Source organism: Martinezella sp. CNPSo 3964 (genome assembly GCF_057784375.1).
Genome location: NZ_JBXSOW010000007.1, coordinates 140,861 through 166,203, shown reverse-complemented (window position 1 = coordinate 166,203; position 25,343 = coordinate 140,861). Strand labels below are relative to the sequence as shown.

The following is a 25,343-nucleotide window of genomic DNA, read 5'->3' as shown; positions in this document are numbered from 1 at the left end:
GGCCGCACCCCCCTCTGTCCCTATCGGGACATCTCCCCCACAAGGGGGAGATTGGTAGCCTGTGGCGCTCTCTCGCTCATCAAGTAGGCGTCGTCTCTGTTGAAGTTGATGCGTATTGTCTTTGTCGAGCCAGCAGCAAACTCCCAACGATCTCCCCCCTTTGCGGGAGATGTCAGCGAAGCTGACAGAGGGGGTAAACTCACCACATTGGATAAATGCGACCGGCCCGCAATCCAACCCTCCCCTTGAGGGGGAGGGTCGGCACGCAGTGCCGGGGCGGGGTGATCTTTCGGGCGAACGGTGAGTCCAGTCACCCCCACCCGCCGCTTTGCGGCGACCTCCCCCTCGAGGGGGAGGTGGCTCAATGATTTACTTCGCGCGGCTTGCCAGCGCAGCCACCAGCCCTTGCGTCGAGGAATCGTGGCCGGCAGCGCTTTCCTTGCCTTCGATGACCGGAAGCAGGCCCGTTGCCAGTTCCTTGCCGAGCTCGACGCCCCACTGGTCGAAGGAGTTGATGCGGAAGAGCACGCCTTCGACGAAGACGCGGTGTTCATAGAGCGCGATCAGGCGGCCGAGTGCAAACGGCGTCAGCTTGTCGTAGACGAAGGTGATCGACGGACGGTTGCCGGTGAAGACGCGGTGCGGCGCGATGAAATCGGCCTTTTTGTCGTCCATGCCCTTGGAGGTGAGCTGAGCCTTGGCCTCTTCGAAGGTGCGGCCCTTCATCAGCGCTTCCGACTGCGCCAGGCAATTGGCCATCAGCAGGTCGTGCTGATGACGCAGGTTCGGTTCGAAGCCGTTGGCGGCGATCATGAATTCGGCCGGGATGATGCTCGTGCCCTGGTGAATGAGCTGGTAGAAGGCGTGCTGGCCGTTGGTGCCGGGTTCGCCCCAGACGACCGGGCCGGAATTGCCTTCAACCGGCGTGCCGTCGATGGTGACGCCCTTGCCGTTCGATTCCATGTCGAGCTGCTGCAGGTAGGCCGGGAAGCGCGACAGGCGCTGGTCATAGGGCAGGATCGCGCGCGTGGGATAGCCGAGCACGTTGCGGTGATAGAAGCCGATGAGGCCGAGCAGCATCGGCAGGTTTTCCTTGAAGGGCGCCTGGCGGAAATGGTTGTCCATCGCATGCGCGCCATCGAGGAACTTGCCGAAGTTTTCCGGGCCGATCGCGATCATCAGCGGCAGGCCGATGGCCGACCAGATCGAGTAGCGGCCGCCGACCCAATCCCAGAAGCCGAAGACGCGCTGGCTGTCGATGCCGAAGGCAGCGACCTTGTCGAGCGCCGTCGAAACGGCGGCAAAATGATGCTGCACGGCGGCTTCGCCGAGCGCATCGGCGATGAACTTGCGCGCCGTCTGGGCGTTGGTCATCGTTTCGATGGTCGTGAAGGTCTTCGAGGCAACGATGAAGAGCGTCGTTTCCGGCTTAACGAGCTTCAGGATATCGGCGATATGGGCGCCGTCGATGTTGGAGATGAAGTGCGAGCGTGGGCCATCATGGAAAGGCGCCAGCGCTAGCGTCGCCATGACCGGGCCGAGATCCGAGCCGCCGATGCCGATGTTGATGACGTCGGTGATCGCCTTGCCAGTCGAGCCCTTCAGCGCGCCCGAACGGATGCCGTCGGCAAATTTGCCCATGGCGGCCAGAACGCCGTTGACGTCAGGCATGACATCCTTGCCATCGACCAGCACCGGCTTGTTCGAGCGGTTGCGCAGCGCTGTGTGCAGCACGGCGCGGTTCTCGGTGAAGTTGATGGCGACGCCCGAGAACATTTCCTCGCGCTTGGCCGCAACGCCGCCTTCGGCAGCGAGCTTCTCAAGCAGGGCGAGGATATCGTCGTTCACCGCCGTCTTGGAGTAATCCATCAGCAGGTCGTCGAAAGAGGCGCTGAAGCGGGAAAAGCGTTTGGGATCGGCGGCGAAGGCGGCGCGAATATCGGTGGCCTTCGTTGCAGATGCGGTGCTCTTCAGTTGATCGACGAGGGCGTTCATGGAGGACTCCTTGCGGTTCGCGCCGCTTGCCGTCCGGGGAGGGCAGGGCACTCTGAGTTGGTCGCGGAAACTATTCCCTATGTAGGGCGTAAATCAAGTTCACGTATCGTCCAAAACGAAAAAAGCCGCTCGCGAAAAGGAGCGAGCGGCTTCCCGAATGACATGGAATTATGTCAGCCGCGCAACTCCTTGCGCAGGATCTTGCCGACGTTCGATTTCGGTAGCTCCGTGCGGAATTCGATGAAGCGCGGGCGCTTGTAATTGGTCAGGTTGGCTGCGCAATGCGCCTTGACGTCGGCCTCCGTCAGGGCGGGGTCCTTCTTGACGATGAACAGCTTCACCGCCTCGCCGGAATGCGGATCAGGGATGCCGATCGCCGCTGCCTCCAGAACGCCCGGATGCATGACCGCGACTTCCTCGATCTCGTTCGGATAGACATTGAAGCCCGACACCAGGATCATGTCCTTCTTGCGGTCAACGATCTTTGTGTAGCCGCGCTCGTCCATGAAGCCCATGTCGCCGCTGCGGAAGAAGCCATCCGCCGTCATGACGCGCGCGGTTTCGGCCGGCTGCTTCCAATAGCCTGCCATGACCTGAGGCCCGCGAATGCAGATTTCGCCGACTTCACCGAGCGGCAGCGAATTGCCGTTCTCATCGCGAATATCGAAGTCGGTGCCGGTGATCGGCAGACCGATCGTGCCGGAGAATTCGGAACTGTCGAAGCGGTTGGCGCTGGCGACCGGCGAGGTCTCAGAAAGACCATAGCCCTCGGTGATCCAGGCGCCCGTCATCTTCTGCCAGCGTTCGGCGACCGGCCGCTGCACCGCCATGCCGCCGGCAAGCGTTGCCGTATTGGAAAGATCGAGCTTGGTGAATTCGGGATTGTTCATCAGCGCATTGAACAGCGTGTTCAGGCCCGGGAACATGTCGAACTTGTATTTGCCGAGCTCCTTGATGAAGGCCGGTATGTCGCGCGGATTGGCGATCAGCACGTTATGGCCGCCGAGCGACATGCCCATCAGCGAATTCACCGTCAGCGCGAAGATGTGATAGAGCGGCAGCGCGCAGATGAAAGTCAGCTGCTCGGGGCGTGGCTTGTTGATATAGGCGGATTGCAGCCACAGCAGCAATTGCAGCTGGTTTGCGAGCAGGTTGGAATGGGTGAGGATCGCGCCCTTGGCAACGCCGGTCGTGCCTCCGGTATATTGCAGGAAGGCGATGTCGCTGCCCGTCAGCTCCGATAGTTTCAAGGGCAGCCGCGAGCCCTCGGCGATCACGCTCTTGAAGCTGCGATGGCCGGGGATGGACCAGGCCGGCACGAGCTTCTTCACCTTGCGGACGATCAAGTTGACGATATGGCCCTTGAGGCCCAGCATGTCACCGAGCGCGGTCACGACAACGTGGCGGACATCCGTATGCGCCAGGACCTGTTCCACCGTATGAGCGAAGTTTTCCAGAACGAAGATCGCCTTGGCGCCGCAATCACGCAACTGATGCTCAAGCTCGCGTGGCGTATAGAGCGGGTTGACGTTGACGACGACGAGACCGGCACGAAGGATGCCGTAAACCGCGATCGGGTTCTGCAACACGTTCGGCATCATGACGGCGACGCGATCGCCCTTCTGAAGGCCAAGGCTTTGCAGCCAGGCGGCAATCTTGCGCGTCTGCATGTCGAGATCGCGATAGGTGATGGATTTGCCCATGCTGGTGAAGGCGGGTCTGTCGGCATAGCGCGCGCAGCTTTCCTCCAACAGTTCGGCGAGCGAGGCATGCTCCAGCGGTGGCAGTTCCACCGGTACGATATCCGGATAAGAGGCAAGCCATATTTTCTTGACCTGCGGTCTATCCGAAGGAGCGGAGACTGAATTCATGCGCACTTCCTCCTTTACGCACCATCACCACGCCCCGCCGTCATATGCGGCGGCTATGCAGAGTGTCATTGGACGATCGAAAAGTCTCCCGCTTTTCGCATCGCCGCAGTTGTTGCTCTCAACTAAATCATCGGAGCACGTCCGAAGCTACAATAACCTTGACGTAAACGTCAATAATCGTCGTGCGCTCACGTTTTTTTACAGTTTTGAAAAAAGTACTGGAACTTTTATGACAACGGAGCGTTAATAGCGCCATGGGGTTAAACCCATCGGAGCATCGTGCTGCCTCAAAGAGCAGATCGGACGCTCCATAGTTTATGTGACGCGTATCCAAAAGGAGGTGCGCATATGCATAAAGAGAGTGCCGATTTTTCGGGTCGTGACCTTTACGTCAAGGACATGTCGATGCTGGTCGCCTGCGACCGAGTCGAGGGGTCCCGGGTATTCGGTTCGGACGGTAAGCAGATTGGTCATATCGAGCGCCTGATGCTTGAGAAAAGTGATGGACGCATCGCGTTTGTCATTCTGAGCTTCGGCGGCTTTTTCGGCATCGGTCAGGATCACTACCGGCTGCCGTGGGAGAAGCTGCGCTACGATGCCCGCATCGCCGGCTATCGCGTCAGCATGACCAAGAACGATATAGAAAAAGCCCGCCGTTTTGCCATCAAGGATGACCACGACCACAAGGATCATGGCCACAGGAGCCATGATTATTTCGGCGTGCCCCCCTATTGGATGTGAGCGCGCCGAGAGTGTGGACCCGGCAAGCCCCGCCGGCGCGGGGCATTGTTTTGTGCGGCCTTATTGAAACCGGCCATGCCTTTGCACGACCTCGATCTTGTAACCGTCGGGGTCGGTGACGAAGAAGAACAGCGCAAAGAGCTTCCCATCGCGATTGAGTTCCACGATCTTGCCGGGGTTGAGCCCGAGTTCTGTCATGCGCGCATGCTCGTCCTTGAGTTCTGAAACCGAAACCGCGAGATGCCCATAGGCCTCGCCCAGGGCATAGGGTTCCTTTCGGCCCTGGTTGACCGTCAGCTCGAGTTCGAAGCCGGTTTCGGCATTGCTGAGATAGATCAGCGTGAAGGTCTCGAAAGCGATGCGGTCGGCCATCTCAAGCCCAAAAGCTTTGGCATAGAAATCGAGCGAACGCGCCTCGTCGAGCACGCGGATCATCGAGTGAATCATCTTGGCCATCGCTGCCTCCGTTGATTGTCTGGGCATATCCCGAAAAGCCAATGCCATCGGCAACGGGCGAAGGCAAGTGTGCGGAAACTTGCCATATCTCCAGTCAGGCGCAGATCCAGGGTTCCCGGATTGCGATCGGTCTGCTTAACTCCCCGGCGCTCAGGCATATGTCTCAAGGGGGAAGCCATGTATTACGCCATTCTGGCCTATCATGAGGAAGACATCGTCGAATCCTGGAGCCAGGAGGAGGATGCCGCGCTCATGACGGACCTTTTGGAGATCAATGACCGCATGGTCGCGCAAAAGTCGCTCGGGCCGGCTGCGCGTCTCGGATCGACCCAAAACGCTGTGACTTTGCGCGGGAAGGGTGCGGGACTGGTGATCGACGGTCCCTTTGCCGAAACCAAGGAGCAATTGCTCGGCTTCTACGTCGTCGATTTTCCGACGATCGAGGGAGCCGTCGAGGCCGCGCGCGAACTACGCCGCGCCAACCCGACAGCCGTCTACGAAATCAGGCCGATCTCGCTCTACCTGCCCGGCGCATCCTTGCCATCGGGCGAAGGCAATTGACGAAACCTCGCGCATGGCAGCGCTGAAACACAGCGGTCGCCTCCGGTTCTAATGGGATTGGAGGCCGATCTTGCTCGTGACGGATCGCTCGATCATCTCCATGCCGTCATAGATCAGCACCGCCATCAGGCCGACGATGAGGCCGCCCTGCAGGATGAAGGCGGTGTTGTCGTTAATGAGACCGGCGATGATGACTTCGCCGAGCCCCTTGGCTGCGACGGTGGAGCCGATCGTCGCCGTGCCGATATTGATGACGGTTGCGATCTTCAGCCCTTCGATGATGAGGGGCAGGGCAAGCGGCAGCTCGACGCGAAAGAGGCGCTGCCAGCCGTTCATGCCCATGCCGTCGGCGGCATCGAGCACAGAGGCGGGCACCTGCTGCAGGCCGGCGACCGTATTTTCGAAGATCGGCAGCAGCGCATAGAGGAAAAGCGCGATGAATGTCGGGACGGCGCCGAAGCCGGTGGTGGAGATGGCAAGCGCTAGTACGGCAACCGGTGGGAAGGTTTGGCCGGCATTGGCGATCGCGCGAGACAGCGGCAGGAAGTCGGCGCCGATGGGCCGCGTCACGAAGATGCCGCCGAGAACGGCGAGGATCCCGCTTGCGGCGATCGAAACGAGGATCAGCTCGAGATGGCTGAGCGCCAGGCTCGGCAGACTGTTCTGCATATAGATCGGCGATGCCCCGAATTTGGTCAGCGGCGCCAGAACAGGCGTCAGCCATTCCGGGCGGAACAGCATGACAAGCAGCAGCGACAGCGCCAGGAGGCGGAAGAGATTGGCCGCTAGAAATCTCATGCTTTGCGGCCCAGCTCGATCAGGTGCTGGATCGAAATCGAGCCGACGGGCATCTTGCGCTCGTCTTCCACCGTCGCCTCATCCGCGCCCTGCCAGATCAGTTCCGCCAAGGCGTCGCGCAGATTGAGGGTCTGCGGCAGGCGATAGCCGAGGCCGGGCCGCGGCGGCTGCATGCTTTCCTTCAGCGGCAGCAACGACATCAGCTTCAGGGCGCGGTCGGACGTGCCGGTCAGCTGCTGCACGAACGGATCGGCCGGCTCGGTCAGAATCTTTTCGGGCTCGGAGCATTGCAAAAGCTTGCCACCGCTCATCACGGCGATCTTGTTGCCGAGATGGAAGGCCTCGTCCATGTCATGGGTGACGAGGATGACGGTCGTGCCGAACTGCTTCTGGATGGCGAGCAGATCATCCTGTGCCTTGCCGCGGATGACAGGATCGAGCGCGCCGAAGGGCTCGTCCATCAAAAGCACTTCCGGTTCGGCAGCAAGGGCGCGCGCGACGCCGACGCGCTGCTGTTGGCCACCGGAAAGCTGGCTCGGATATTTGCCGGCAAAGGTGCCGGGGTCGAGATGGAAGAGGTTGAGCAGTTCTTCGACGCGGCTGTCGATGCGCGCCTTTTCCCAGCCGAGCAGCTCGGGGACGGTGGCGATATTCTGCGCGACGGTGCGATGCGGAAACAGCCCGTGCCCCTGGATGGCATAGCCGATGCGACGACGAAGCTCCGTCGCCGGCACGTTCATGACATCCTCGCCGCCGACGGAGATGTGCCCGTCCGTGATCGGCACCAGCCGGTTGATCATCCGCATCAGCGTCGACTTGCCGGAGCCGGAGGTGCCGACGATGACGGTGATCGTGCCCTTCTCCATGCTCATGCTGACATCGTCGACGACGGTTGCGCTGCCATAGCGCTTGGTGACGCCCTTGAGCTCGATCATGTTGGTCATGCGCGTTGTCCCCGGATGCTGTCGATGACCGCATCGAGGATGACGGCCGATGAGAAGGCGAGAAAGACCGTCGGCACGGCGCCGAGCAGCACGAGGTCATTGGCCGTCTGGCCGATGCCCTGGAAGATGAAGAGGCCGAATCCGCCACCGCCGATCAGCGCTGCCACGGTGACGAGGCCGATCGCCTGCACCAGCACGATGCGGATGCCGGTGAGGATGACGGGAAAGGCGAGCGGCATGTCGATGCCGGTCAGGATCTGCCGGCGCGTCAGCCCCATGCCGGCAGCGGAATCGCGCACGGAGGGATCGACGCCGGCAAGGCCGACGACAGTATTGGCGACGATCGGCAGCAGCGAATAGATGACGAGCGCCACCAGCGCCGGCGCCACGCCGATACCCTTGATGCCGATCGCAGCGGCGAAGGGCACGTTGGCAGCGATATAGCCGAGCGGCAGCATGAGGATGCCGAACAGCGCCAGGCTCGGAATGGTCTGCACCAGGCTCAACGCCCGCAGCACGACAGCGCGGATGCGCGGCTGCCAGTAGCAGAAGATGCCGAGCGGCAGCGCCAGCACGATGGCGATGGCGACGGAGCCGAGGGAGAGGAACACGTGGTTGAGCGCCTCGTGCCAGAACTTGTCGGCATTGTTGGCGTATTCCTTCATGATGGACAGGTTGTCGAGCAGGCCGGAGCGTAGGACGACGGCAAGCAGGGCGGCGTAGATCGCCAGTGCCGCGACCCTGAGCCATGGCGTCAGCCGCAGCTTGACCAGCGCGTCCGAAATCATCAGGCCGACAACGGCGAGCAGCACCCAGAAACAGCCGCCGGGCGTAATGCGCGCCACGGTGCTGCCCGTGGGCGTTGCGGCCGTCGAGACGAGCCCGAGCGTGACGATGAGCAGGGCGATCGAAAGTGTCGCGATCCCGAGACGGATGACCTGATTGTGGAGGAAAAGCGCGGCAAGCGCGGCCGCGGCCAGAAGCACGAGCAGGCACAGCGCGGACGGCTGGGCGAGAAGCTGGGTCAGCAGTTGCGGCTTGCCGGCGGCGATGCGGTTTGCCTTGACGATGATGAAGGGCATCCAGGCCATTGCCAGCGCGCCACCCGCCACCAGCACCACTCCGAGACGGTCCACTCTGCGGACCGCTAGCGCATCTTCCATCAGGCAAGCTCCGTCAGCGCATGAGCCCAAAATACAGGGCGGGTTCGGACAAGATCATGCCCAATCGAAACTCCCGCGGCCTCACTCTATCAAAATGCAGCCGCGAGAGCAGGCTCAAAGCCTTACTTCAGGAAACCATTGTCCTTGAGGTAGGATTCGGCAACAGCCTTGGCCGGCTCGCCATCGACCTGGATGCGGCCGTTCAGCTTGCGCAGCACGTCGGCGGTCAGGCCCTTGAAGATCGGAGCGAGAACTTCTTCGATCTTCGGATTGGCCTTCAGCACGGCCTCGCGGACGATCGGGGCCGGCGCGTAGACAGGCTGTACGCTCTTGTCGTCTTCGAGAACGGTCAGTTCGGCCGCTTCGATGGCGCCGTCCGTGCCGTAGACCATCGCGGTGTTGACGCCGTTGGTCTGGTCGGCCGCAGCCTTGATCGTCGCTGCCGTATCGCCGCCCGAAAGCACGACTTCCTGGTCCGGCTTCAGCTTGAAGCTATAGGTCGTTTCGAAGGCCGGCAGCGCTGCCGGAGAGTTGACGAATTCGGAGGAGGCCGCGATCTTGATGGAACCGCCGCCGGCAACCCACTTGCCGAAATCGGACATGGTCTTCAGCTTGGCCGGGCCGGCGACATCGTTGCGCACGGCGATCGCCCAGGTGTTGTTGGCGGGCGAGGGTGTCAGCCAGACGATCTTGTTGGCGTCGTAATCCAGCTTCTTCGCCAGATCGTAGCCCTGCTGCTGGTTCTTCCAGGCCGCATCGTCGGCCTTGTTGAAGAAGAAGCCGGCATTGCCGGTATATTCGGCATAGATGTCGATTTCGCCCGCGGTAATCGCCTTGCGAACGACCGGCGTCGTGCCGAGCGCGATGCGATCCTGTGCCTTGATACCGTTGGCATTGAGCGCGGCGAGGATGATGTTGCCGAGCAGCGTGCCCTCGGTGTCGATCTTCGAGGAGACGACGACGTCGGCAGCGTTGGCGCTACTGGCAAGGAGAGCCGTCAGCGTGGCGGCAAGTGCAAGCTTCTTGAGCATGATGTTTCCCTTTGTACCCCGTTAAACCTTTGTTCCGCCTGTCCGCGCCGCCTCACAAGGCTGCAGTCCGGACATACAGGTTTCGAGTGGGCCGATGGCCCACAGGCGAATTCGTCGCTGCTTCGGGCACGTAGCGCTCATCGCGGAAAAGTCGATGCGCTGCGGATTCCCGTTGCAGTCGCGCGATTATGACGAGCGTACTCGACATTCGCGCGAAATTGGATTTCTTTTTTCGGGGGCAAGTGCGTTTGTTTTTGTTCCCCTTACCCGTTTGGCGCGGTTCCGATCTCATTTTGCGGTTGGATCAGTTAGGCGACAAAATGACGATAGCCGTCACTTTTCGGCTTAGGGATATCTTTTTTTGAGAACACGTCATATCGTCGGGATATCGTTGATATTGCTGCGGTTCGAACTGGATCAGGCAGCGGACAAGGGGAAGCGGCATTTGTATCTCGGCGCATTGTTCATAGCCGACACGGTATTCTCCATAGGCTCGGTGCGGGAGACCGCGCGGCGGCTCTCCTTTTCGGCCTCGACCGTCTCCAGCGCGCTGCGCCGGCTGGAGACGGAGCTGGCAATGAAGCTTGTCGAGCGCGCGTCCGGCGAGCTTGCGACCCTTTTGGCGAGCTCGAAGGTTCAGAAGGGCTTGCAACCCATTCTCGGCTGTATCCACCAGCTGTCCGCGTTGATGAAGGAGCCGCCGGCGCCAGCGGACTATGACCAGTGGGCCGCGCGACTGCCATTGAAGATCGCCACCATCGAGCGCTTTCTCGAAGTCGCCGATCAGGGCAGTATCAATCGCGCCGCCCGCCGCCTGCGTCTTGGCCAGCCGCAGCTTTCTCTGCAGATCGCCAATCTGGAAGAGCTGTTCGGCTGCCGCCTGTTCGAGCGGCAGGCGCAGGGTTCGGTGCTGACGGCCGCCGGGCAGGAGGTTCATGCCATTCTCTCCGCCATTGCGCAGGCCTGGGACGAAATGAAAGCGGCGGCGGACGAACGCTTTCAGCGGACCGCCCGCGCCGTGCGCATCGGCTCCATCATCCCGACCGGCTCGGAAAGCTGGGTGGCACGCTCGCTTGCGAGCCTAGTGTCGCGCTGGAACATCGGCGGCAACCGCAACATGCTGTCGCTGTTGCTGATGACGGCTGACGATCTGCGCGAGGCGCTTCGATCCGGCCGCATCGATGTCGCCATCGTCGATTCCGTCTTCGGCCTCGACGCCTTCGAACATGTGGAACTTGTCGCGACCGATATGGTGGCGATCGCGCCGCCCGACAGTACCGAGCAGACCTTCGCCGCGCTCGTGGAAAACCATCCGCTTTGCGTGCCAAGCCCGCGCACCGGCATCGGCAATGCCGCAACGGCCTTCGGCTATGACAGCCGCGATCGCCGCCGATTTCGTGGCCGCGACATCACTTCGGCCGACTCGCTGCCCGTCATCGTCGATCTCGTCGCCAACCACGGCTACGTCTCGTTTCTCGGCCGTGTGAGTGCCTTGCCGATTTCAGACAAGGTGCGGATCGTCGATCCCGATGAGATTTTACCTCTGTCGTATCACCTCGCCCACAATGGCCGCAAAGCCTCGGTCGAAGCCTGCCGGCTGATCCAGCAGGCGGTTCGCGAACTTGTCGGAGACATGGGAACGACAAGAAAGCGACTGCCGGCTCGCGGGTAGCGGAACAAATGCGCCTTTTTCGCGTTTAGGTGGGTTAGGTTAGTCCGGGCGTACGCAGCCGGGGGGCTCGTTCGGTACCCAAGGAGAGACCATACATGAAAATTCTTGCAACGGCGCTCGTCGCATTAGGCATTATTGTTCTACCCGCTACTTATGCCGAGGCGCGTGATCATCACCATCACCGCTGGCATCACCACCATCATCGTGAGTATCGTCCTCATCATCATGGCTGGCATCGCCATGAAGGATGGCGGCATGGGCACGGCCATCATCGCTGGCACAGCAAGCCGCATTTCTCGCATGCCTGACGGCTGCGGACGGGCATGAAAACGGCGCCTTTTGGCGCCGTTTTTTTGTCCGTCCATCGGGTTGACATGCTACGCCGCCGGGCGCCGCCTTTGTCGAGCCGAAGCCCGTCGCGGATCCCAAATTGCCGCGAGCCGACGAGCGGTGTGATATGCCGTGAAAACGTCCGTCATCGTGCCCCTCCAGTGGAACTTTTGAAGGCGCAATCGCGTTAATATTGTGGTCCGGACGACGCGAATGATCCGAGTCGCGCTGGCGTCCGGCATTCAAGGAGGCTGGAAATGAAAATTCTGGCAACGGCGCTCATTGCATTAGGCATGTTCGCGCTGCCGGCAACTCACGCCGAAGCGCGTCGTCACTATCATGGCCATCACCACCGCGTGATCGTCCATCGGCACCATCATTATCATCACTACTATTATCGCCCCTACTACCGGCCGTATTACGGCTACTACAATCCATACTACCAACCTTACTATGGCTACGACCAGCCCTACTATTCCTTCGGCTGGTTTGGCGGCTTCGGTGGGTATCGCCACCATGGTTGGTACGGCGGACGCGGATACCATCACGGATGGTATGGCGGCGGGCATCGCGGATGGCATGGCGGCGGTGGGCACTGGCGCTATTACAACCAACCGCATTTCTCGCACAACTGACGGCCTGGCCGCTGGCAAAACGGCGCCCTTCGGCGCCGTTTCACGATGATCTTATAAGCTGTCCGGCAGCGATAGGCTCATGCCGGGTTCAGCACGTGGACGGCGCGGTCGGCCATCAGATGCTTCACTTTCTCGCCATAGGCGGCCATGTGCGCGGAGGCGGCATGCGCCTTCAGCGCCGCCAGGCTTTCCCACTTCTCGACCACGACGAAGGTGTCAGGCCCAAAGGCAGGATCTGCCCCTTCGACATCGATGACAGCAGTATATTCGATACAGCCATCTTCGGCATGAACGGCCGGAACATTCGCCTGGAATGCTTCGAGCACTTCGGCGCGCTTGCCGGGCTGGGCAGTGAGGATGGCGAGTACGTGAATCATGGGGATATCCTTGAAACGATAGGCAATACGGATTGAGAATAACGGACGCCGCCGAACACGCGGCCGGTTTCAACCCTTATCACGGAACAGGGCCACCCGAACGCCGAACTTCAATTTTAATCGCGCATGGAATTCTTGTCGGATCGGCAGGGTTCACATCCGGTTGATGTATTTCGGATCGAGCGATCCGCTCAGCAGATGGCCGAAGGCGATGAGGTTGCCCTGCAGGCGGCCGCGTCGGTCGATATAGGACGGCGGGTTGACGGAACCGGCGAGGTTGGAAGCGACATTGCCGCCCATCAGCTTCAGCGCCATTTCAGCGATACCGAGCGCTTCTTGACGAGGTAGAGCGGATTGGCGACCTGGGAGTACCCAAGGCGCACGCCGGACGTGCGGCCGGCCTTCACGCCGAGATGGACGCCGCGCAGGCGATTGAATTTGACGATCTTGCCGAAAGGACGTAGCCGCCGGCACAGATCCACATCCTCCTGCCAGCCGTAGAGCGGCAGGTCTTCGTCGAAATAGATACCATTTGCGAGCATCGGCCTCCGCCGGAAGATCATGTTGCAGCCATAGGCGTTGTGCGTGTCCTCGATCATCGGCACAGGAAAGGGCGTGGCATCGGCTGCGAGCGCCGCATCCGCTTCGTCCGCCGTCAGGCCCGGTCCAAGGATACCGTCACGGACCACTTCGCCGGTCGCCACGACGATCTCGTCATCCGCCTCGAACAGGGCTTCCGTTTCGGCGAGATAGTTCGTTGCCGGGAAGAAATCGTCATCGAAGAAGACGACCAGATCTATACCGACGGCTGCATCGATGATGGCATTGCGTTGCGGGCAGCTTCCCTGCGGTGAAGAGACGATCGTCACTGGGAAGGGTGCGGAGCGTAAGCGGCCCGTATCGATGTCGTCGCCCTTGGCCGGGCACAGGAAGAGATGATCCGGCTTGCGCGCTTGCTTCGCCAATCTATCGATCATCGCGGCGAGAATCGCCTTGCGACCGCATGTCGCCACGCCAACGGCAATTTTCATGATGCGTCCCCCAGAATATGATCCCAAGGCGCACGGAACCACCAAAAACTGAATCTTTGGTTGTACTAATCGCATGCATTCAACGGATTGCGCGCAAAAGGCGTTTCATTGTCCGCGGTCGGCCCGTCTGCACCTGCCGATGGAGCGTTTCGAAGGAGGCCATCCGCCTCGCGGGCCGGCGTTCGCAATTGCCTCGAATGCCTGACGCAAGCCATCAATGCCAAGACTTGCAGTATCCACGGTTCCGAAACAGGTCGCCCACGCGATCTGCCCTTCAGCCCATGTCCAAGGTATCCGCCGCCAAATGCAAACGCGCGACTCGAGATTTCATTACAAGAGCGGCATGCCGCATACGCAGCTCGGCCTGCATCATATGGAAAATGCGCGGTTGCTGCCTGATCGCGGCGAGCTTCTGCACCGCCTGCCGCATGGCGGCGTCTGCGCCGAAATCGGTGCGGCTTTCGGTGATTTCACGGCCGAGATCTTCGAAAAGAACGCGCCGCGAGAGCTTTACCTGATCGACGCATGGGACACGCCCCGCTATCAGGAGGGCCTTGAGCAGATCAAGTCAAAATTCCGGGGTGCATTGGATCAGGGCCGCCTGCGCCTCGTCCAGGGCTACTCCACCGTCCGGCTTTCGGAATTTCCCAACAGCTTTTTCGATTGGGTCTATGTCGACACCAATCACAGCTATGAGACGACCCTGGAGGAGCTGCAGATCAGCCACTTCAAGGTGAAGCAGGACGGCCGCATCGCCGGCCACGACTTCTGCACCGGCAATGTCGTCGACGCCATTCCATATGGCGTGGTCGAAGCCTGCACGAAGTTCTGCAAGGATTTCCACTGGCAGTTCGAATACATGACCCTGGAATCCCATGGACATTTTTCGTTCTCGCTGAAGCGGCTCTAGGCGCCGTAGCCCATGGCTTGCGGGCGTGCCACGGCTGAGGTGCGCTGAAATCTGCTTTCCTGCGCCATAGGGAGATAAGCCGGCCGAATCCTCCTTGTCACGAGAGCAAAGGAACTCCCGCTTCGACCGCGGCGGCAATGAAGGCAAGGCGCGCCTCTTCGGGCGCCCGTTCGCCGCGTTGGACGTCTATGCAGATGAGCAATGCGGACAGAAAGCAGTCGCCTTCCTCCGACGGCCAGTCATCAAGGAGCGTCTTCCAGACTTCATCGGCCGTATCGACCGATCTGGTTTCTCCGGAATGGCCGCGAACGACGCGAATTGGAGAGAAGCGCGACATGGTATTCATGGTCGAAGACTCCGCCAAAGCAGAGACTGTTTTGAGCCTTTTGCCGTTGGGGATGCATTTAACTTTCTTAATCTGCAGGCACGCTTTTGGGCATGTGTGATCAATCTTCGCCCATGGCCCCTGCGATATTCGCAAAATCGCTCCTGAGTACGGGGCTGATCGACCACGCCAAGATTGATGCTTCTCCGCGGCAAATTTGGTCGACAGCGCCGGCGAATTCGCCGAAGACTGGCAAGGCCCGGGACGGAGGATATTCGGGGGAGCAAACAGGATGAGTGGTGCCGCTTACGTGACTCGAACACGTGACCCCATCATTACGAATGATGTGCTCTACCGACTGAGCTAAAGCGGCATTCTGCGAAGCATTCGGTTCGGCCCCGCGATTTGCATGGCGCTGATACAGTCTATGCGGTCAGATTTCAAGCGCTCAAATTGCCAATTGGCAAAAAAGCGGGATGCTTGTGAAAAAAGCCCCGCTTTTCATTGTCGGTCAAAGCGCCAGCCGGACGCGCGCCTGCCGGTATTCTCTCTCCAGCCGGTCGACGAGGGCGGCAACGGGCTGGATGGATTTGACAGCGCCGATGCCTTGGCCCGAGCCCCAGATGTCCTTCCAGGCCTTCACGCCCGTCGTGGCGGCCTCGAAGTCCATCTTGGAAGGATCTGCTTCGGGCAAGTTGTCCGGGTCGAGGCCGGCAGCGCGGATCGAGGGCTTCAGGTAATTCCCAAGGACGCCGGTGAAATAGTTGGAGTAGACGATATCGGCGGCAGTTCCCTCGACGATCGCCTGTTTGTAGGCGTCGGCTGCACGCGCTTCCTCCGTCGCGATGAAGGGCGAGCCGATATAGGCAAGATCGGCGCCCGCCGCCTGCGCCGCCAGGATAGCGCCGCCGGTGGCGATGGCGCCCGCCAGCAACAGCGGCCCGTCGAACCATTCGCGGATCTCCTGCACCAGCGCGAAGGGCGAAAGCTGGCCGGCATGGCCGCCGGCGCCGGCAGCGACGGCAATCAGCCCGTCCGCACCCTTGCGGATCGCAGAATTGGCATGGCGGTTGTTGATGATGTCATGCAGCACGATGCCGCCATAGGAATGCACGGCTGCATTCACCTCGGGCACGGCGCCGAGCGAAGAAATAACGATCGGTACCTTGTATTTGACGCAAAGCATCAGATCGTGTTCCAGGCGCTTGTTTGACGTATGGACGATCTGATTGACCGCAAATGGAGCTGCCGGACGGTCCGGATTTACGGCATTGTGTGCGGCAAGATCCTCGGTGATCATGGCAAGCCATTCGTCGAGCTGGCTTTCCGGGCGTGCGTTCAGCGCCGGAAACGAGCCGACGACGCCAGACTTGCATTGCGCCAGCGTCAAGGCGGGATGAGAGATGATGAAGAGAGGCGAAGCCACGACCGGCAGGCGCAGGCGCTCGGTCAAGATGGAGGGGAGGGCCATGAACATCATCCCTTTTGACGTTTACGAAAACGTCAAAAGGGATAGCAGATGTGAATGGCAAGGGGAAGATGGCGAAAGCAAGCCGCAGCGAGCAACAGCCAATCGCCACGAGGCAGCAGGCGATAGTGATGATCCCCTCCGCGACAGACACCTCTCCACGCTTCCGAGGTTACCCCATTTGCGTCGTCTTTGCCGTTTATCCCCGCCCGAGTGCCCTTAACCCATGCCGGAGGCTTGCCTATTGCAAATCTGGGCGTTACCGAATCCGGTTAACGGATGATGAAAATGTGGCTGCCTTGTCGGCAGAGTCTGCGCGTATGTTGCGGGTGAGAGTAAAGGATCTGATGTGAGCGGATTAGAAACGGCTATCAGAAGCGCCTTGGATCGGTCTGATCGCGCCAATCCGGAAATTCGGGCTCGCATCTATCAGTCGGCGCGGCAGGCGCTGGAAGCAGGCCTTCGCAAGCAGGACATTACCGATGTCAACGTCGTCGCCGCCCAGCGCCAGCGTCTGGAGGCGACGATCCGCGAAATCGAAGCCCAGGAGCGTGCCCGCCCCGCGCAGGCGATGCCGGTTTCGCCGGAGCTGGATGCTCCGCATGTCTCTCCTGCCGCACCCAGGCCGGATGCAAGGCAGGCCGCCGCATCGCCGCAGGAGCCCGTCATGAGCGTGCGCGGGGAAACACGCGATCCGCCGATGTCGGCAGGCCCTGCCGTTCCCGCGGAACCGACGTCGGCCGAGCTGGCGGCGCGTGAAGATGAATTCGGCGATATGCGCGCCGGCCCCGCCGATCATCTCGGCGCGGACAGCGATGTGCGTCCGACGGCCGATGCGGCCCCGGCGCGGTCGATGAATTTCAAGCCGGAGCGCGCGGCCGTGCGCCGCAAGCCGCGCAAGTTCTTCTCCCGCCTGCTGGTCTTCTGTATCCTGCTCGCTTTCCTCGGTGTCGGCGCCTGGTGGATCAAGAGCTCGGGTCTGCTCATGTCTGCCTCCCAAAGGGATACGAGCGTGCCCAACCCGCCGGCACATGTCGATTCGCAGGATTTCAGCGGCAATGCCAGCGATGACGATATGTCGGATCAGGACGACAATAGCGGTCCGGTCAATCCGGGTCTTGCGACCATCGACCCGCAGAACAGCTTCTCGGCGGAATGGCTCGAGATATTGAAGCCCACTGACGCGCCGAAGGTTACGACCGGCCCGCAGTCGAAGGCCGAAAACGTATCGGAGAACGAGGGACCTGCCGTGCGGCTGACCTCGCTCAGCAGCGGTTCGGGCGGCAGCGGTTCGATCGAAGTGCCGGTCAATGTGCTGCAGCAGATGGCTGGCAAGGCCTCGACGATCGCCTTGACATTGCAGTCAACCTCGGATGCGCCGACGCAGATTACGGTGGAATGCGATTTCGGCTCGCTGGGGCGTTGCGGGCGTCATCGCTTCACGGTCAGCCGCCAGAAGACGGATTCGCTCTTTCAGGTCCAGTTCGATCGCTCGATGGCGCCGACCGGTTCGGGCCGCCTGATCATCAACAGCGATGTCGATGGCAAGGCGCGGGGCGTCAATATCTACGCCATTCGCGTATTGCCCGGGCAATAAGCCCGGGCCGCATGCCGTTAAAGCAATTCTAGGAAAAATGCGCAGCGGTTTTCCGCCTGGAATTCCGTCACGGCAAAAGGCTCTAGGCGAGAATGTCCGAACCCATGCCGAGGATTTTTTCGTCGATCTTGCCGATGGCCTTCTTGTCCTTGCCGTCATAGTCGAGCGTCAGCAGAATGTGACGGACAAGATTCAGGCGGGCACGTCGCTTGTCGTTGGCGCGAATAACGGTCCAGGGTGCATGGTCGGTATGCGTATCCTTCAGCATGCGATCGCGCTTCTCGCTGTAGTCCTTCCATTTCGGCAGGGCGGCGATATCCATCGAGGAAAGCTTCCAGACGGCGCGGGGATCATGGCGGCGGTCATGGAACCGCTTCAGCTGCATCTCCCGGCCGATATCGAGATAGAATTTGAAGAAATAGATGCCCTCTTGGACGATGAGCTTTTCCATCTGCGGCGCCTGTTTCAGAAACTGCTCATATTGCTTCGGCGTGCAGAAGCCCATGACCGGCTCGACGCCGGCGCGGTTATACCAGGAGCGGTCGAACAGCACGAATTCGCCCGCCGTCGGAAACTGGGCGACATAGCGCTGGAAGTACCATTGGCCGCCTTCGCGGTCGGTTGGCTTCGTCAGTGCCACCACGCGCGCCAGACGGGGATTCATATGGGCCGAGGTCGCCGCAATCGAGCCCCCCTTGCCAGCGGCATCGCGCCCCTCGAAGAGGGCCATCACCCGTTTGCCGGTCGCCTGCAACCAGAACTGCACTTTGATGAGTTCGATCTGCAGCGCTTTCAACTCATCGAGATATTCGTCTTCCTTGAGCTTCTTGTTGTAGGGATAGCCGCCCGAGGTCAGAGCCTCGTCGTCGATCCAGCTCGGCAGGATGGGATCATCGACATCGAATATGCGCTTGACGCCACGAATATCCAGTTCCACCGCGCGGCTTTCTGCTTTCTCCCCCATATGTCGGCTCCTCGGCTGTTTACGCTGTGTTAACCCTGCCGCCTGACGGCGGCAAAAAAGCTCTTCGAGGAAACTGGAGCTTTTGTTCAATGGTTTCAAGCCCTTTGCCGTCATCCTGTTTTGCCGGCTACATTTATTCTTGTCAGTTATGGGCTTCTGTGGATAGAGCCGAATACTTCTGTCATGAATCGCGGATAAGACGCGGAATCCAGCATTCCATGATGGTAGGCGAAGGGACGGGCGCAGTTGGAAGACGAATGGTCATTTGTCAGGAAGTTGGCAGTGCGGCTGCGGCAGGAGAGTGCCATCCTGGTTCTGGCGACGCTGATTGCCGCGCTCGCTCTCGTTGAAGGCATCAACACCGGTGCCGTATTCTGGATCTGGGCCATCGTCATGATCGTCACGCTGCTTCGCCCGCCGCTGGTCGAGCGGGTGGTGGTGCCATCGCAGGCCGAGTCGGCGCCCGTTGATCCGCAAGCCCTATTGCGCACCGCCTTTGCGGGATTGGCGTCGCTCGACATGCCGGTGCTGATCATCGATCGTGAAGCGTCGGTGCTGGTGCAGAACATGGCCGTCGAAAAAGCCTTCGGCGCCTTTCCGATTGGAGCGCATATTTCCTCGAAGCTGCGCTCGCCGGGCCTGCTCGATATGGTGCGCGAGACCATCGCCACCAATACGCCGAACCAGATCGAGCATTCCGAGCGTCTGCCCTCGGAGCGGGTCTATGTCGTGCGCATCGCACCGATCCATTTGCCCGAGATCGACAGGCAAGAGGATGCCCTCTTCCTGCTCTCCTTCCGCGATATATCGGAGCTGCGCCATATTGACCGCATGCGCTCCGATTTCGTCGCCAATGCCAGCCATGAGCTGCGCACGCCGCTCGCTTCGCTTCGCGGCTTCATCGAGACAATCCAGGGGCCGGCCAAGTCCGATGCCAAGGCGCAGCAGCGTTTTCTTGGCATCATGCTCGATCAGACGACCCGCATGAGCAGGCTGGTCGACGACCTCCTCTCGCTGTCGCGCCTGGAGCTGAAGTCACATATTGCGCCGGATCAGAAGGTGGATCTCGTACCCCTACTTGGCCATGTGCGCGACTCCCTGCTGCCGCTTGCCGGTGATCTCGATGTGACCATCAATCTGCATTTGCCGACAGGCAAGGTGGAGGTATTGGGCGATCGCGACGAGCTGGTGCAGGTCTTCGAGAACCTGATCGAGAATGCTTGCAAATATGGCCAGGAAGGCAAGTCGGTCGAAGTTTCGCTGCTGAGTGGTGCCGATCAGGCCGTCGAGGTCGTCGTCTCGGACAAGGGGCCGGGGATACCCGCAGAACATGTGCCGCGTCTGACCGAGCGCTTCTATCGCGTCAACGTTGAGGACAGTCGATCCAAGAAGGGAACCGGTCTCGGGCTTGCTATTGTCAAGCACATCCTGACCCGCCACCGCGCCAGACTGATCGTCAAGTCGGAAGTTGGAAAGGGAACCGACTTTACGGTCCGCTTCTGAGAACCTCTATAAAACGCTCTTTTGGCCAGTGATTTATCCAAATAATATCAGATAGATGGTCTGTCATAATTGTTTCACTCGCCTGACATAAAAGGGCGGTGTTTTCGCCAGTAAGAATGGACTGCTGAAAAAGTGGATGTGGCGTCCACCTCAGCGCTCTTCAAAGCTCATTAGGGGGATTCGTTATGAATGCTTTGAAAATATCCATTCTTGCGCTGGTTGCATCGGCTGCCCTTGGAGGAGCTGCAACCGCCCGCGATCAAATTCAGATTGCCGGCTCGTCGACCGTATTTCCATATGCCAAGATCGTTGCTGAAACCTTCGGCGAGACCTTCACCAATTTCAAGACTCCCGTGGTGGAGTCCGGCGGCTCCGGAGCCGGCCTGAAGGAGTTCTGCAAGGGCGTCGGAACGGATTCAATCGACATCGCCAATTCGTCGCGCCCGATCAAGGACAGTGAAGTCGAAGCCTGTAAGGCCGCCGGCGTTGCTGACATCCAGCAGATCAAGATCGGCTATGACGGCATCGTCTTTGCCTTCGACAAGAGCAATCCCGACATCAAGTTCGAGCCGGTCGACCTCTACAAGGCGCTTGCCGCCGAAGTGGTCGTCGATGGCAAGCTGGTCGCCAACCCCTACAAGAAGTGGTCTGAGATCAACCCGTCGCTGCCGGATTTTGAAATCGTCGCCTATATTCCGGGCGAGAAGCATGGCACGCGCGAAGTCTTCGAAGAAAAGGTGCTCGCCGCCGGCTGCAAGGCTTCCGGCGCGGCTGATGTCATCAAGGTCGCGGTTTCCGATGCCGGCCAGCAGGCCAAGAAATGCATAGCCGTGCGCAAGGATGGCGTCGCTGTCGATATCGACGGCGACTATCCCGAGACGCTGGCCCGCATCAATGCCAACAAGCACGGCATCGGCGTCTTTGGCCTGTATTTCTTCCAGAACAACGCCGACAAGCTGAAGGTCGCCACTGTCAGCGGCATCGTGCCCTCGGGCCAGACGATCGCCGATGGCACCTATCCGGTATCGCGGCCGTTGTTCTTTTACGTCAAGAAGGCCCATCTGGGTGTCATCCCTGGGCTCAAGGAATATGTCGATTTCTTCACGAGCGATCAGATGATCGGACCGGACAGTCCGCTGGCGGAATATGGCCTCGTGCCTGCGCCGGATGCTGAACGCGACCAGATCCGCAAGGATTTCGCGGGCGGGAAGATCATGTGAGTGCGTAAGGATCGAGCACCGGCGCGGCTCGTTGCCGCGCCGGTGCTCGCCGGGGAATGGGAATGAGTGTATCGCTGCTGCTGCTCTGCTTGTCGGTCTTCGGCGCCTCGGCTTTCGTGCTGGGGCGGGTGAGGGCGGCTGCGCTGTCGGGCGGCAGGTCTTCGTCCATGCATTCCCGGCTCGGCTATCACGGTGCTTATGCCGCTATCTGGGCGATACTTCCGGCTTTGGCGCTCGTCTGCGTCTGGCTGATCGTCAGCCCAATCGTGATCGACCGCGTGGTGACCAAATCCTTCCCCGAGGAGGTTCAGTCTCTTCCGCCGGCCGAACTCAATCTCAGCTACGGCATGGTGCGCAGCATCGCCCACGGCATGCGTATGCTCGATAGCGAGGAACTTGCCGATGTCGATGGCGGCAAGGCTGATCTACAATTGCTGCTGGCGCAGAAGGGCGTCCCCCTCGCCGTTCGCCCCACCGGCTATATGATCGATGCCGCCAACAAGTACAATCGCATGCGCGAAGTGAGCCGACTGGTGATGTCGGCGGCGGCGATCATCCTGTCGCTGCTGTGCGCCGCTTATGGCCTGCGCGCCATAGCGCCACGTTTTCGCGCTCGAAACCGTGTCGAGCAGGTCATTCTCGGTGCCCTGATCGTCGCCTCTTCCATCGCGGTGCTGACCACGGTCGGGATCGTCGTTTCCATGCTTTCGGAAGCGGCGCGTTTCTTCAGCATGGTGCCGGCCAGCGAATTCTTCTTCGGAACCGTCTGGGATCCGCGCTTCACCGGCGCAGGCTCGCAGACCTCGGGCACCTTTGGCCTGATCCCGCTGCTGGCCGGCACGATCTATATCGGCTTCGTTGCCATGCTCTTTGCCGTGCCCATCGGCCTGTTCGCGGCGATCTACATGGCGGAATATGCCTCGGCGCGCGTGCGCTCCATCGCCAAGCCGATGCTGGAGGTGTTGGCCGGCATTCCGACGATCGTCTACGGCTTCTTCGCCCTCATCACGGTCGGCCCCTTCCTGCGCGATATCTCCGCCGAGATCGATGGCTTGATGACCGGGAGCTACAGAAGCTTCATCGAAGCGCAGAGCGTTTTGACGGCCGGCTTCGTCATGGGCGTGATGCTCATCCCTTACGTTTCCTCGCTATCGGACGATATCATCATGGCCGTGCCGCGTTCGCTGCGCGACGGCTCGCTCGGCCTCGGCGCCACGCGTTCCGAAACGGTCAAGCGCGTGCTCCTGCCGGCCGCCCTTCCGGGCATCGTCGGTGCGCTGCTGATGACCGCGTCGCGGGCGATCGGCGAAACCATGATCGTGGTGCTGGCTGCCGGCGTGGCCGCCCGCATGCAGCTAGATCCCTTCGAACCGATGACGACTGTCACCGTGAAGATCGTCAACCAGCTGACCGGCGATCTGGAGTTTACCTCGCCGCAGACGCTCGTCGCTTTCGCGCTCGGCATCACGCTGTTTTGCCTGACGCTGTGCCTCAATGTCTATGCGCTCTACATTGTCCGCCGTTACAGGGAGCAATACGAATGAGCGACATCGTATCCTCCCCTCAGGTGAACATGCCGCGCGGCCTGACACCGGGTGCGCCCGCGCGCCGCGATATCGGCATCAGGCGACGCTACGCCGCCGAGCGCCGCTTTCGCGCCTACGGCATCACGGCCGTCATCTTTGGTCTCGTCTTCCTCATCATCCTGGTCTCGACCGTGGTCCGCACCGGCTATACCGCCTTCGTTCAGACTTCGATCACCCTGCCGATCGAATTCAGCGAGAAGGTGATCGACCCGACTGCCAAGCGCACGAGCGATCCGAAGGTACTGATTGCTGCCAACTATCCGGTTCTCGTACGGGACGCGCTGGTGAAAGTGCTTCGCATCGATCCGGCCAATCGCGCGCTTGTTCGCGAGGCGACGGCCATAGTGTCGGAGGGCGCCAGGGTCGTGCTGCGTGACCGGGTCGTTGCCAACCCCTCGATCATAGGAACGACTGAGAACGTCACCTTCCTGGCCAGCGCCAATATCGATTCCGCCAACAAGGGCCAGATCGATCTCACCGTCGACGAAAAGGACCGCAAGATATCCGATCGGCAGATCGCCTGGATGAAGCAGCTCAGCGATAGCGGTGCGCTGTACAAGGCTTTCAACAGCGGCCTTTTCGTATCGGGCAATTCGAGCCGGCCGGAGGCCGCCGGTCTCGGTGTCGCGCTGATCGGCTCGCTCTATCTGATGCTGACCGTGCTCGTTCTTGCTCTGCCCGTCGGCGTTGCGGCGTCGATCTATCTGGAGGAGTTCGCGCCGAAGAACCGGCTGACGGATCTGATCGAGGTCAATATCAACAATCTCGCGGCCGTTCCTTCGATCGTCTACGGCTTGCTGGGTCTCTCGGTCTTCATCAACATGATGGGCCTGCCGCGTTCGGCCTCGCTGGTCGGCGGACTGGTGCTGAGCCTAATGACGCTGCCGATGATCATCATTGCCACGCGCTCGGCATTGCGGGCCGTGCCGCCGTCGATCCGCAGCGCGGCGCTCGGGCTAGGCGCGTCACGCATGCAGATGGTCTTCCATCACGTCCTGCCGCTTGCGATGCCGGGCATTCTGACGGGCACGATCCTCGGGCTTGCCCATGCGCTCGGCGAGACGGCGCCGCTGCTTTTGATCGGCATGGTCGCCTTTGTCGCCAACTATCCGGCATCGCCCCTCGATCCGTCGACGGCGCTGCCGGTGCAGATTTACATGTGGGCGAGCGAAGCCGAGCGTGCCTTCGTCGAAAGAACGTCCGGGGCCATCATCGTCCTGCTCTTCTTCCTCGTCGCAATGAATATCGGCGCCATCCTGCTGCGCCGCCGCTTCGAGCGGCGCTGGTAAGGGAGGGCCGTAGGATGAACATGATGACGGAAGCCGCAAGCGAAAAAGCATTGACCAAGAAGATGATGACGATCCCCTACAAGATGATCGGCCAGGACGTTTCGGTCTTCTATGGCGACAAGCGCGCGCTTTTCGACGTCAATCTGAAGATCCGTGCGAATACGGTCACGGCTCTGATCGGTCCTTCCGGTTGCGGCAAGTCCACCTTCCTGCGTTGCCTCAACCGCATGAACGATACGATCGAGACTTGCCGCGTCACCGGCAAGATCACGCTCGACGATCAGGATGTCTACGATAACAGCATTGATGTCGTTGAATTGCGCGCCCGCGTCGGCATGGTCTTCCAGAAGCCCAACCCGTTTCCGAAGTCGATCTATGAGAATGTCGCCTACGGTCCGCGCATCCATGGCCTGCATCGTTCGAAAGCCGATCTCGAACATATCGTCGAAACCAGCCTGCAGAAGGCCGGTCTTTGGGGCGAGGTGAAGGATCGGCTCCATGACGCCGGTACGAGCCTGTCGGGCGGTCAGCAGCAGCGTCTGTGCATCGCCCGCGCCGTTGCGGTCAGCCCGGAGGTCATCCTGATGGACGAGCCGTGCTCGGCGCTCGATCCGATTGCAACGGCCAAGGTCGAAGACCTTATCCACGAGCTGCGGGAAAATTTCACGATCGTCATCGTGACGCATTCCATGCAGCAGGCAGCCCGCGTTTCGCAACGCACCGCAATGTTCCACCTCGGCCACCTGGTCGAGGAGAATGACACCGATAAGATGTTCACCAATCCCGACGATTTCCGCACGCAGGATTACATCATGGGCCGTTTTGGTTGATGATGTCAGGCGCGCGGCTCATTTCACACAGTTCACCTTGAGGATA

General features: G+C 60.6%; 25 protein-coding genes and 1 tRNA gene. 12 read left to right on the top strand and 14 right to left on the bottom strand.

The features are described 5' to 3' along the window. Positions 1 to 369: 369 nt before the first annotated feature. Positions 370 to 1,995, bottom strand: a complete 1,626-nt coding sequence (gene pgi, locus AC13Q5_RS21945; RefSeq protein ID WP_488503148.1) for a glucose-6-phosphate isomerase — start codon at positions 1,993 to 1,995, stop codon at positions 370 to 372. Between the two features lie 173 nt (positions 1,996 to 2,168). Further along, positions 2,169 to 3,866, bottom strand: a complete 1,698-nt coding sequence (locus AC13Q5_RS21940) for a long-chain fatty acid--CoA ligase (protein WP_075855332.1) — start codon at positions 3,864 to 3,866, stop codon at positions 2,169 to 2,171. 348 nt (positions 3,867 to 4,214) lie between these two features. On the opposite strand from AC13Q5_RS21940, the gene AC13Q5_RS21935 reads away from it, so the two are divergent. Beyond that, the gene (locus AC13Q5_RS21935) at positions 4,215 to 4,607 is read left to right on the top strand and encodes a PRC-barrel domain-containing protein (protein ID WP_075855330.1); all 393 of its coding nucleotides are present in this window, start codon (positions 4,215 to 4,217) and stop codon (positions 4,605 to 4,607) included. A 60-nt stretch (positions 4,608 to 4,667) separates the two neighbouring features. Here the strand turns inward: AC13Q5_RS21935 and AC13Q5_RS21930 are convergent, their stop codons facing one another. Next, entirely contained in the window at positions 4,668 to 5,063 is a 396-nt protein-coding gene (locus tag AC13Q5_RS21930) for a VOC family protein (protein WP_075855329.1), read from the bottom strand. A gap of 177 nt (positions 5,064 to 5,240) precedes the next feature. Between AC13Q5_RS21930 and AC13Q5_RS21925 the strand changes: the two genes are divergently transcribed. Continuing rightward, the gene (locus tag AC13Q5_RS21925) at positions 5,241 to 5,624 is read left to right on the top strand and encodes a YciI family protein (protein WP_075855328.1); all 384 of its coding nucleotides are present in this window, start codon (positions 5,241 to 5,243) and stop codon (positions 5,622 to 5,624) included. Between the two features lie 48 nt (positions 5,625 to 5,672). Here the strand turns inward: AC13Q5_RS21925 and AC13Q5_RS21920 are convergent, their stop codons facing one another. The 4 genes from AC13Q5_RS21920 to osmF form a co-directional block, all read right to left on the bottom strand. Beyond that, the gene (locus AC13Q5_RS21920) at positions 5,673 to 6,422 is read right to left on the bottom strand and encodes an ABC transporter permease (protein WP_488503147.1); all 750 of its coding nucleotides are present in this window, start codon (positions 6,420 to 6,422) and stop codon (positions 5,673 to 5,675) included. Beyond that, entirely contained in the window at positions 6,419 to 7,357 is a 939-nt protein-coding gene (locus tag AC13Q5_RS21915; protein WP_488503287.1) for an ABC transporter ATP-binding protein, read from the bottom strand. The genes AC13Q5_RS21920 and AC13Q5_RS21915 overlap by 4 nt, the downstream gene beginning before the upstream one ends. Positions 7,358 to 7,362: 5 nt before the next feature. Beyond that, complete coding sequence (locus AC13Q5_RS21910) at positions 7,363 to 8,529, bottom strand: ABC transporter permease (RefSeq protein ID WP_075855323.1); 1,167 nt, start codon at positions 8,527 to 8,529, stop codon at positions 7,363 to 7,365. A gap of 122 nt (positions 8,530 to 8,651) precedes the next feature. Further along, positions 8,652 to 9,560: a glycine betaine ABC transporter substrate-binding protein OsmF gene (gene osmF, locus AC13Q5_RS21905; RefSeq protein ID WP_488503146.1), complete on the bottom strand. Its 909-nt coding sequence runs from the start codon at positions 9,558 to 9,560 to the stop codon at positions 8,652 to 8,654. A gap of 445 nt (positions 9,561 to 10,005) precedes the next feature. Between osmF and AC13Q5_RS21900 the strand changes: the two genes are divergently transcribed. The 3 genes from AC13Q5_RS21900 (at position 10,006) to AC13Q5_RS21890 (ending at position 12,197) form a co-directional block, all read left to right on the top strand. Further along, positions 10,006 to 11,232 (top strand): LysR family transcriptional regulator, encoded by a 1,227-nt coding sequence (locus tag AC13Q5_RS21900; RefSeq protein WP_488503286.1) that lies wholly within the window; start codon positions 10,006 to 10,008, stop codon positions 11,230 to 11,232. Positions 11,233 to 11,397: 165 nt separating this feature from the next. Then, positions 11,398 to 11,559 (top strand): hypothetical protein, encoded by a 162-nt coding sequence (locus tag AC13Q5_RS21895; protein WP_488503145.1) that lies wholly within the window; start codon positions 11,398 to 11,400, stop codon positions 11,557 to 11,559. Between the two features lie 260 nt (positions 11,560 to 11,819). After that, positions 11,820 to 12,197 carry a hypothetical protein gene (locus AC13Q5_RS21890; RefSeq protein ID WP_457878737.1) on the top strand — a complete coding sequence of 126 codons (378 nt, stop codon included), beginning with the start codon at positions 11,820 to 11,822 and terminating at the stop codon, positions 12,195 to 12,197. A gap of 77 nt (positions 12,198 to 12,274) precedes the next feature. Here AC13Q5_RS21890 and AC13Q5_RS21885 read toward each other — a convergent pair whose 3' ends face one another. The 3 genes from AC13Q5_RS21885 to AC13Q5_RS21875 form a co-directional block, all read right to left on the bottom strand. Then, complete coding sequence (locus AC13Q5_RS21885; RefSeq protein ID WP_075855317.1) at positions 12,275 to 12,574, bottom strand: putative quinol monooxygenase; 300 nt, start codon at positions 12,572 to 12,574, stop codon at positions 12,275 to 12,277. A gap of 153 nt (positions 12,575 to 12,727) precedes the next feature. Further along, complete coding sequence (locus AC13Q5_RS21880; RefSeq protein WP_488503144.1) at positions 12,728 to 12,889, bottom strand: hypothetical protein; 162 nt, start codon at positions 12,887 to 12,889, stop codon at positions 12,728 to 12,730. Continuing rightward, positions 12,880 to 13,605, bottom strand: coding sequence for a glycosyltransferase family 2 protein (locus tag AC13Q5_RS21875; protein WP_488503143.1), 726 nt, complete (start codon positions 13,603 to 13,605; stop codon positions 12,880 to 12,882). Before AC13Q5_RS21875 ends, AC13Q5_RS21880 begins: the two co-directional genes overlap by 10 nt. Positions 13,606 to 13,909: 304 nt before the next feature. Between AC13Q5_RS21875 and AC13Q5_RS21870 the strand changes: the two genes are divergently transcribed. Beyond that, positions 13,910 to 14,515 carry a class I SAM-dependent methyltransferase gene (locus tag AC13Q5_RS21870; RefSeq protein ID WP_075855314.1) on the top strand — a complete coding sequence of 202 codons (606 nt, stop codon included), beginning with the start codon at positions 13,910 to 13,912 and terminating at the stop codon, positions 14,513 to 14,515. 97 nt (positions 14,516 to 14,612) lie between these two features. On the opposite strand, the gene AC13Q5_RS21865 is transcribed toward AC13Q5_RS21870, so the two are convergent. From AC13Q5_RS21865 to AC13Q5_RS21855, 3 genes are all read right to left on the bottom strand, one after another. Continuing rightward, positions 14,613 to 14,861, bottom strand: a complete 249-nt coding sequence (locus tag AC13Q5_RS21865; RefSeq protein ID WP_075855313.1) for a DUF982 domain-containing protein — start codon at positions 14,859 to 14,861, stop codon at positions 14,613 to 14,615. A gap of 276 nt (positions 14,862 to 15,137) precedes the next feature. Beyond that, positions 15,138 to 15,213 (bottom strand) — tRNA-Thr (locus tag AC13Q5_RS21860). Positions 15,214 to 15,351: 138 nt separating this feature from the next. Continuing rightward, the gene (locus AC13Q5_RS21855; protein WP_488503142.1) at positions 15,352 to 16,311 is read right to left on the bottom strand and encodes an NAD(P)H-dependent flavin oxidoreductase; all 960 of its coding nucleotides are present in this window, start codon (positions 16,309 to 16,311) and stop codon (positions 15,352 to 15,354) included. 346 nt (positions 16,312 to 16,657) lie between these two features. Here AC13Q5_RS21855 and AC13Q5_RS21850 point away from each other — a divergent pair, with 346 nt between their 5' ends. Next, complete coding sequence (locus AC13Q5_RS21850) at positions 16,658 to 17,905, top strand: hypothetical protein (protein ID WP_488503141.1); 1,248 nt, start codon at positions 16,658 to 16,660, stop codon at positions 17,903 to 17,905. An 82-nt stretch (positions 17,906 to 17,987) separates the two neighbouring features. Here AC13Q5_RS21850 and ppk2 read toward each other — a convergent pair whose 3' ends face one another. After that, on the bottom strand, positions 17,988 to 18,869 hold the full coding sequence (gene ppk2 / locus AC13Q5_RS21845; protein WP_488503140.1) for a polyphosphate kinase 2: 882 nt from the start codon (positions 18,867 to 18,869) through the stop codon (positions 17,988 to 17,990). Between the two features lie 276 nt (positions 18,870 to 19,145). Here ppk2 and phoR point away from each other — a divergent pair, with 276 nt between their 5' ends. From phoR to pstB, 5 genes are all read left to right on the top strand, one after another. Beyond that, complete coding sequence (gene phoR, locus AC13Q5_RS21840) at positions 19,146 to 20,372, top strand: phosphate regulon sensor histidine kinase PhoR (protein WP_342196272.1); 1,227 nt, start codon at positions 19,146 to 19,148, stop codon at positions 20,370 to 20,372. 185 nt (positions 20,373 to 20,557) lie between these two features. Continuing rightward, positions 20,558 to 21,592 carry a substrate-binding domain-containing protein gene (locus tag AC13Q5_RS21835; RefSeq protein WP_488503139.1) on the top strand — a complete coding sequence of 345 codons (1,035 nt, stop codon included), beginning with the start codon at positions 20,558 to 20,560 and terminating at the stop codon, positions 21,590 to 21,592. Between the two features lie 62 nt (positions 21,593 to 21,654). After that, positions 21,655 to 23,136 (top strand): phosphate ABC transporter permease subunit PstC, encoded by a 1,482-nt coding sequence (gene pstC, locus AC13Q5_RS21830; RefSeq protein WP_488503138.1) that lies wholly within the window; start codon positions 21,655 to 21,657, stop codon positions 23,134 to 23,136. Then, entirely contained in the window at positions 23,133 to 24,467 is a 1,335-nt protein-coding gene (gene pstA, locus AC13Q5_RS21825; RefSeq protein ID WP_488503137.1) for a phosphate ABC transporter permease PstA, read from the top strand. Before pstC ends, pstA begins: the two co-directional genes overlap by 4 nt. Before the next feature lie 14 nt (positions 24,468 to 24,481). Next, positions 24,482 to 25,297: a phosphate ABC transporter ATP-binding protein PstB gene (gene pstB, locus AC13Q5_RS21820; protein ID WP_075855304.1), complete on the top strand. Its 816-nt coding sequence runs from the start codon at positions 24,482 to 24,484 to the stop codon at positions 25,295 to 25,297. Positions 25,298 to 25,343: the final 46 nt, after the last annotated feature.

Excerpts from the sequence above, each read along its gene's own strand:
- pgi (WP_488503148.1), bottom strand. The coding sequence starts at position 1,995 with ATGAACGCCCTCGTCGATCAACTGAAGAGCACCGCATCTGCAACGAAG.
- AC13Q5_RS21940 (WP_075855332.1), bottom strand. The coding sequence starts at position 3,866 with ATGAATTCAGTCTCCGCTCCTTCGGATAGACCGCAGGTCAAGAAAATA.
- AC13Q5_RS21935 (WP_075855330.1), top strand. The coding sequence starts at position 4,215 with ATGCATAAAGAGAGTGCCGATTTTTCGGGTCGTGACCTTTACGTCAAG.
- AC13Q5_RS21930 (WP_075855329.1), bottom strand. The coding sequence starts at position 5,063 with ATGGCCAAGATGATTCACTCGATGATCCGCGTGCTCGACGAGGCGCGT.
- AC13Q5_RS21925 (WP_075855328.1), top strand. The coding sequence starts at position 5,241 with ATGTATTACGCCATTCTGGCCTATCATGAGGAAGACATCGTCGAATCC.
- AC13Q5_RS21920 (WP_488503147.1), bottom strand. The coding sequence starts at position 6,422 with ATGAGATTTCTAGCGGCCAATCTCTTCCGCCTCCTGGCGCTGTCGCTG.
- AC13Q5_RS21915 (WP_488503287.1), bottom strand. The coding sequence starts at position 7,357 with ATGATCGAGCTCAAGGGCGTCACCAAGCGCTATGGCAGCGCAACCGTC.
- AC13Q5_RS21910 (WP_075855323.1), bottom strand. The coding sequence starts at position 8,529 with ATGGAAGATGCGCTAGCGGTCCGCAGAGTGGACCGTCTCGGAGTGGTG.
- osmF (WP_488503146.1), bottom strand. The coding sequence starts at position 9,560 with ATGCTCAAGAAGCTTGCACTTGCCGCCACGCTGACGGCTCTCCTTGCC.
- AC13Q5_RS21890 (WP_457878737.1), top strand. The coding sequence starts at position 11,820 with ATGAAAATTCTGGCAACGGCGCTCATTGCATTAGGCATGTTCGCGCTG.
- AC13Q5_RS21885 (WP_075855317.1), bottom strand. The coding sequence starts at position 12,574 with ATGATTCACGTACTCGCCATCCTCACTGCCCAGCCCGGCAAGCGCGCC.
- AC13Q5_RS21880 (WP_488503144.1), bottom strand. The coding sequence starts at position 12,889 with ATGGCGCTGAAGCTGATGGGCGGCAATGTCGCTTCCAACCTCGCCGGT.
- AC13Q5_RS21875 (WP_488503143.1), bottom strand. The coding sequence starts at position 13,605 with ATGAAAATTGCCGTTGGCGTGGCGACATGCGGTCGCAAGGCGATTCTC.
- AC13Q5_RS21870 (WP_075855314.1), top strand. The coding sequence starts at position 13,910 with ATGCAAACGCGCGACTCGAGATTTCATTACAAGAGCGGCATGCCGCAT.
- AC13Q5_RS21865 (WP_075855313.1), bottom strand. The coding sequence starts at position 14,861 with ATGAATACCATGTCGCGCTTCTCTCCAATTCGCGTCGTTCGCGGCCAT.
- AC13Q5_RS21855 (WP_488503142.1), bottom strand. The coding sequence starts at position 16,311 with ATGGCCCTCCCCTCCATCTTGACCGAGCGCCTGCGCCTGCCGGTCGTG.
- ppk2 (WP_488503140.1), bottom strand. The coding sequence starts at position 18,869 with ATGGGGGAGAAAGCAGAAAGCCGCGCGGTGGAACTGGATATTCGTGGC.
- AC13Q5_RS21835 (WP_488503139.1), top strand. The coding sequence starts at position 20,558 with ATGAATGCTTTGAAAATATCCATTCTTGCGCTGGTTGCATCGGCTGCC.
- pstC (WP_488503138.1), top strand. The coding sequence starts at position 21,655 with ATGAGTGTATCGCTGCTGCTGCTCTGCTTGTCGGTCTTCGGCGCCTCG.
- pstA (WP_488503137.1), top strand. The coding sequence starts at position 23,133 with ATGAGCGACATCGTATCCTCCCCTCAGGTGAACATGCCGCGCGGCCTG.
- pstB (WP_075855304.1), top strand. The coding sequence starts at position 24,482 with ATGAACATGATGACGGAAGCCGCAAGCGAAAAAGCATTGACCAAGAAG.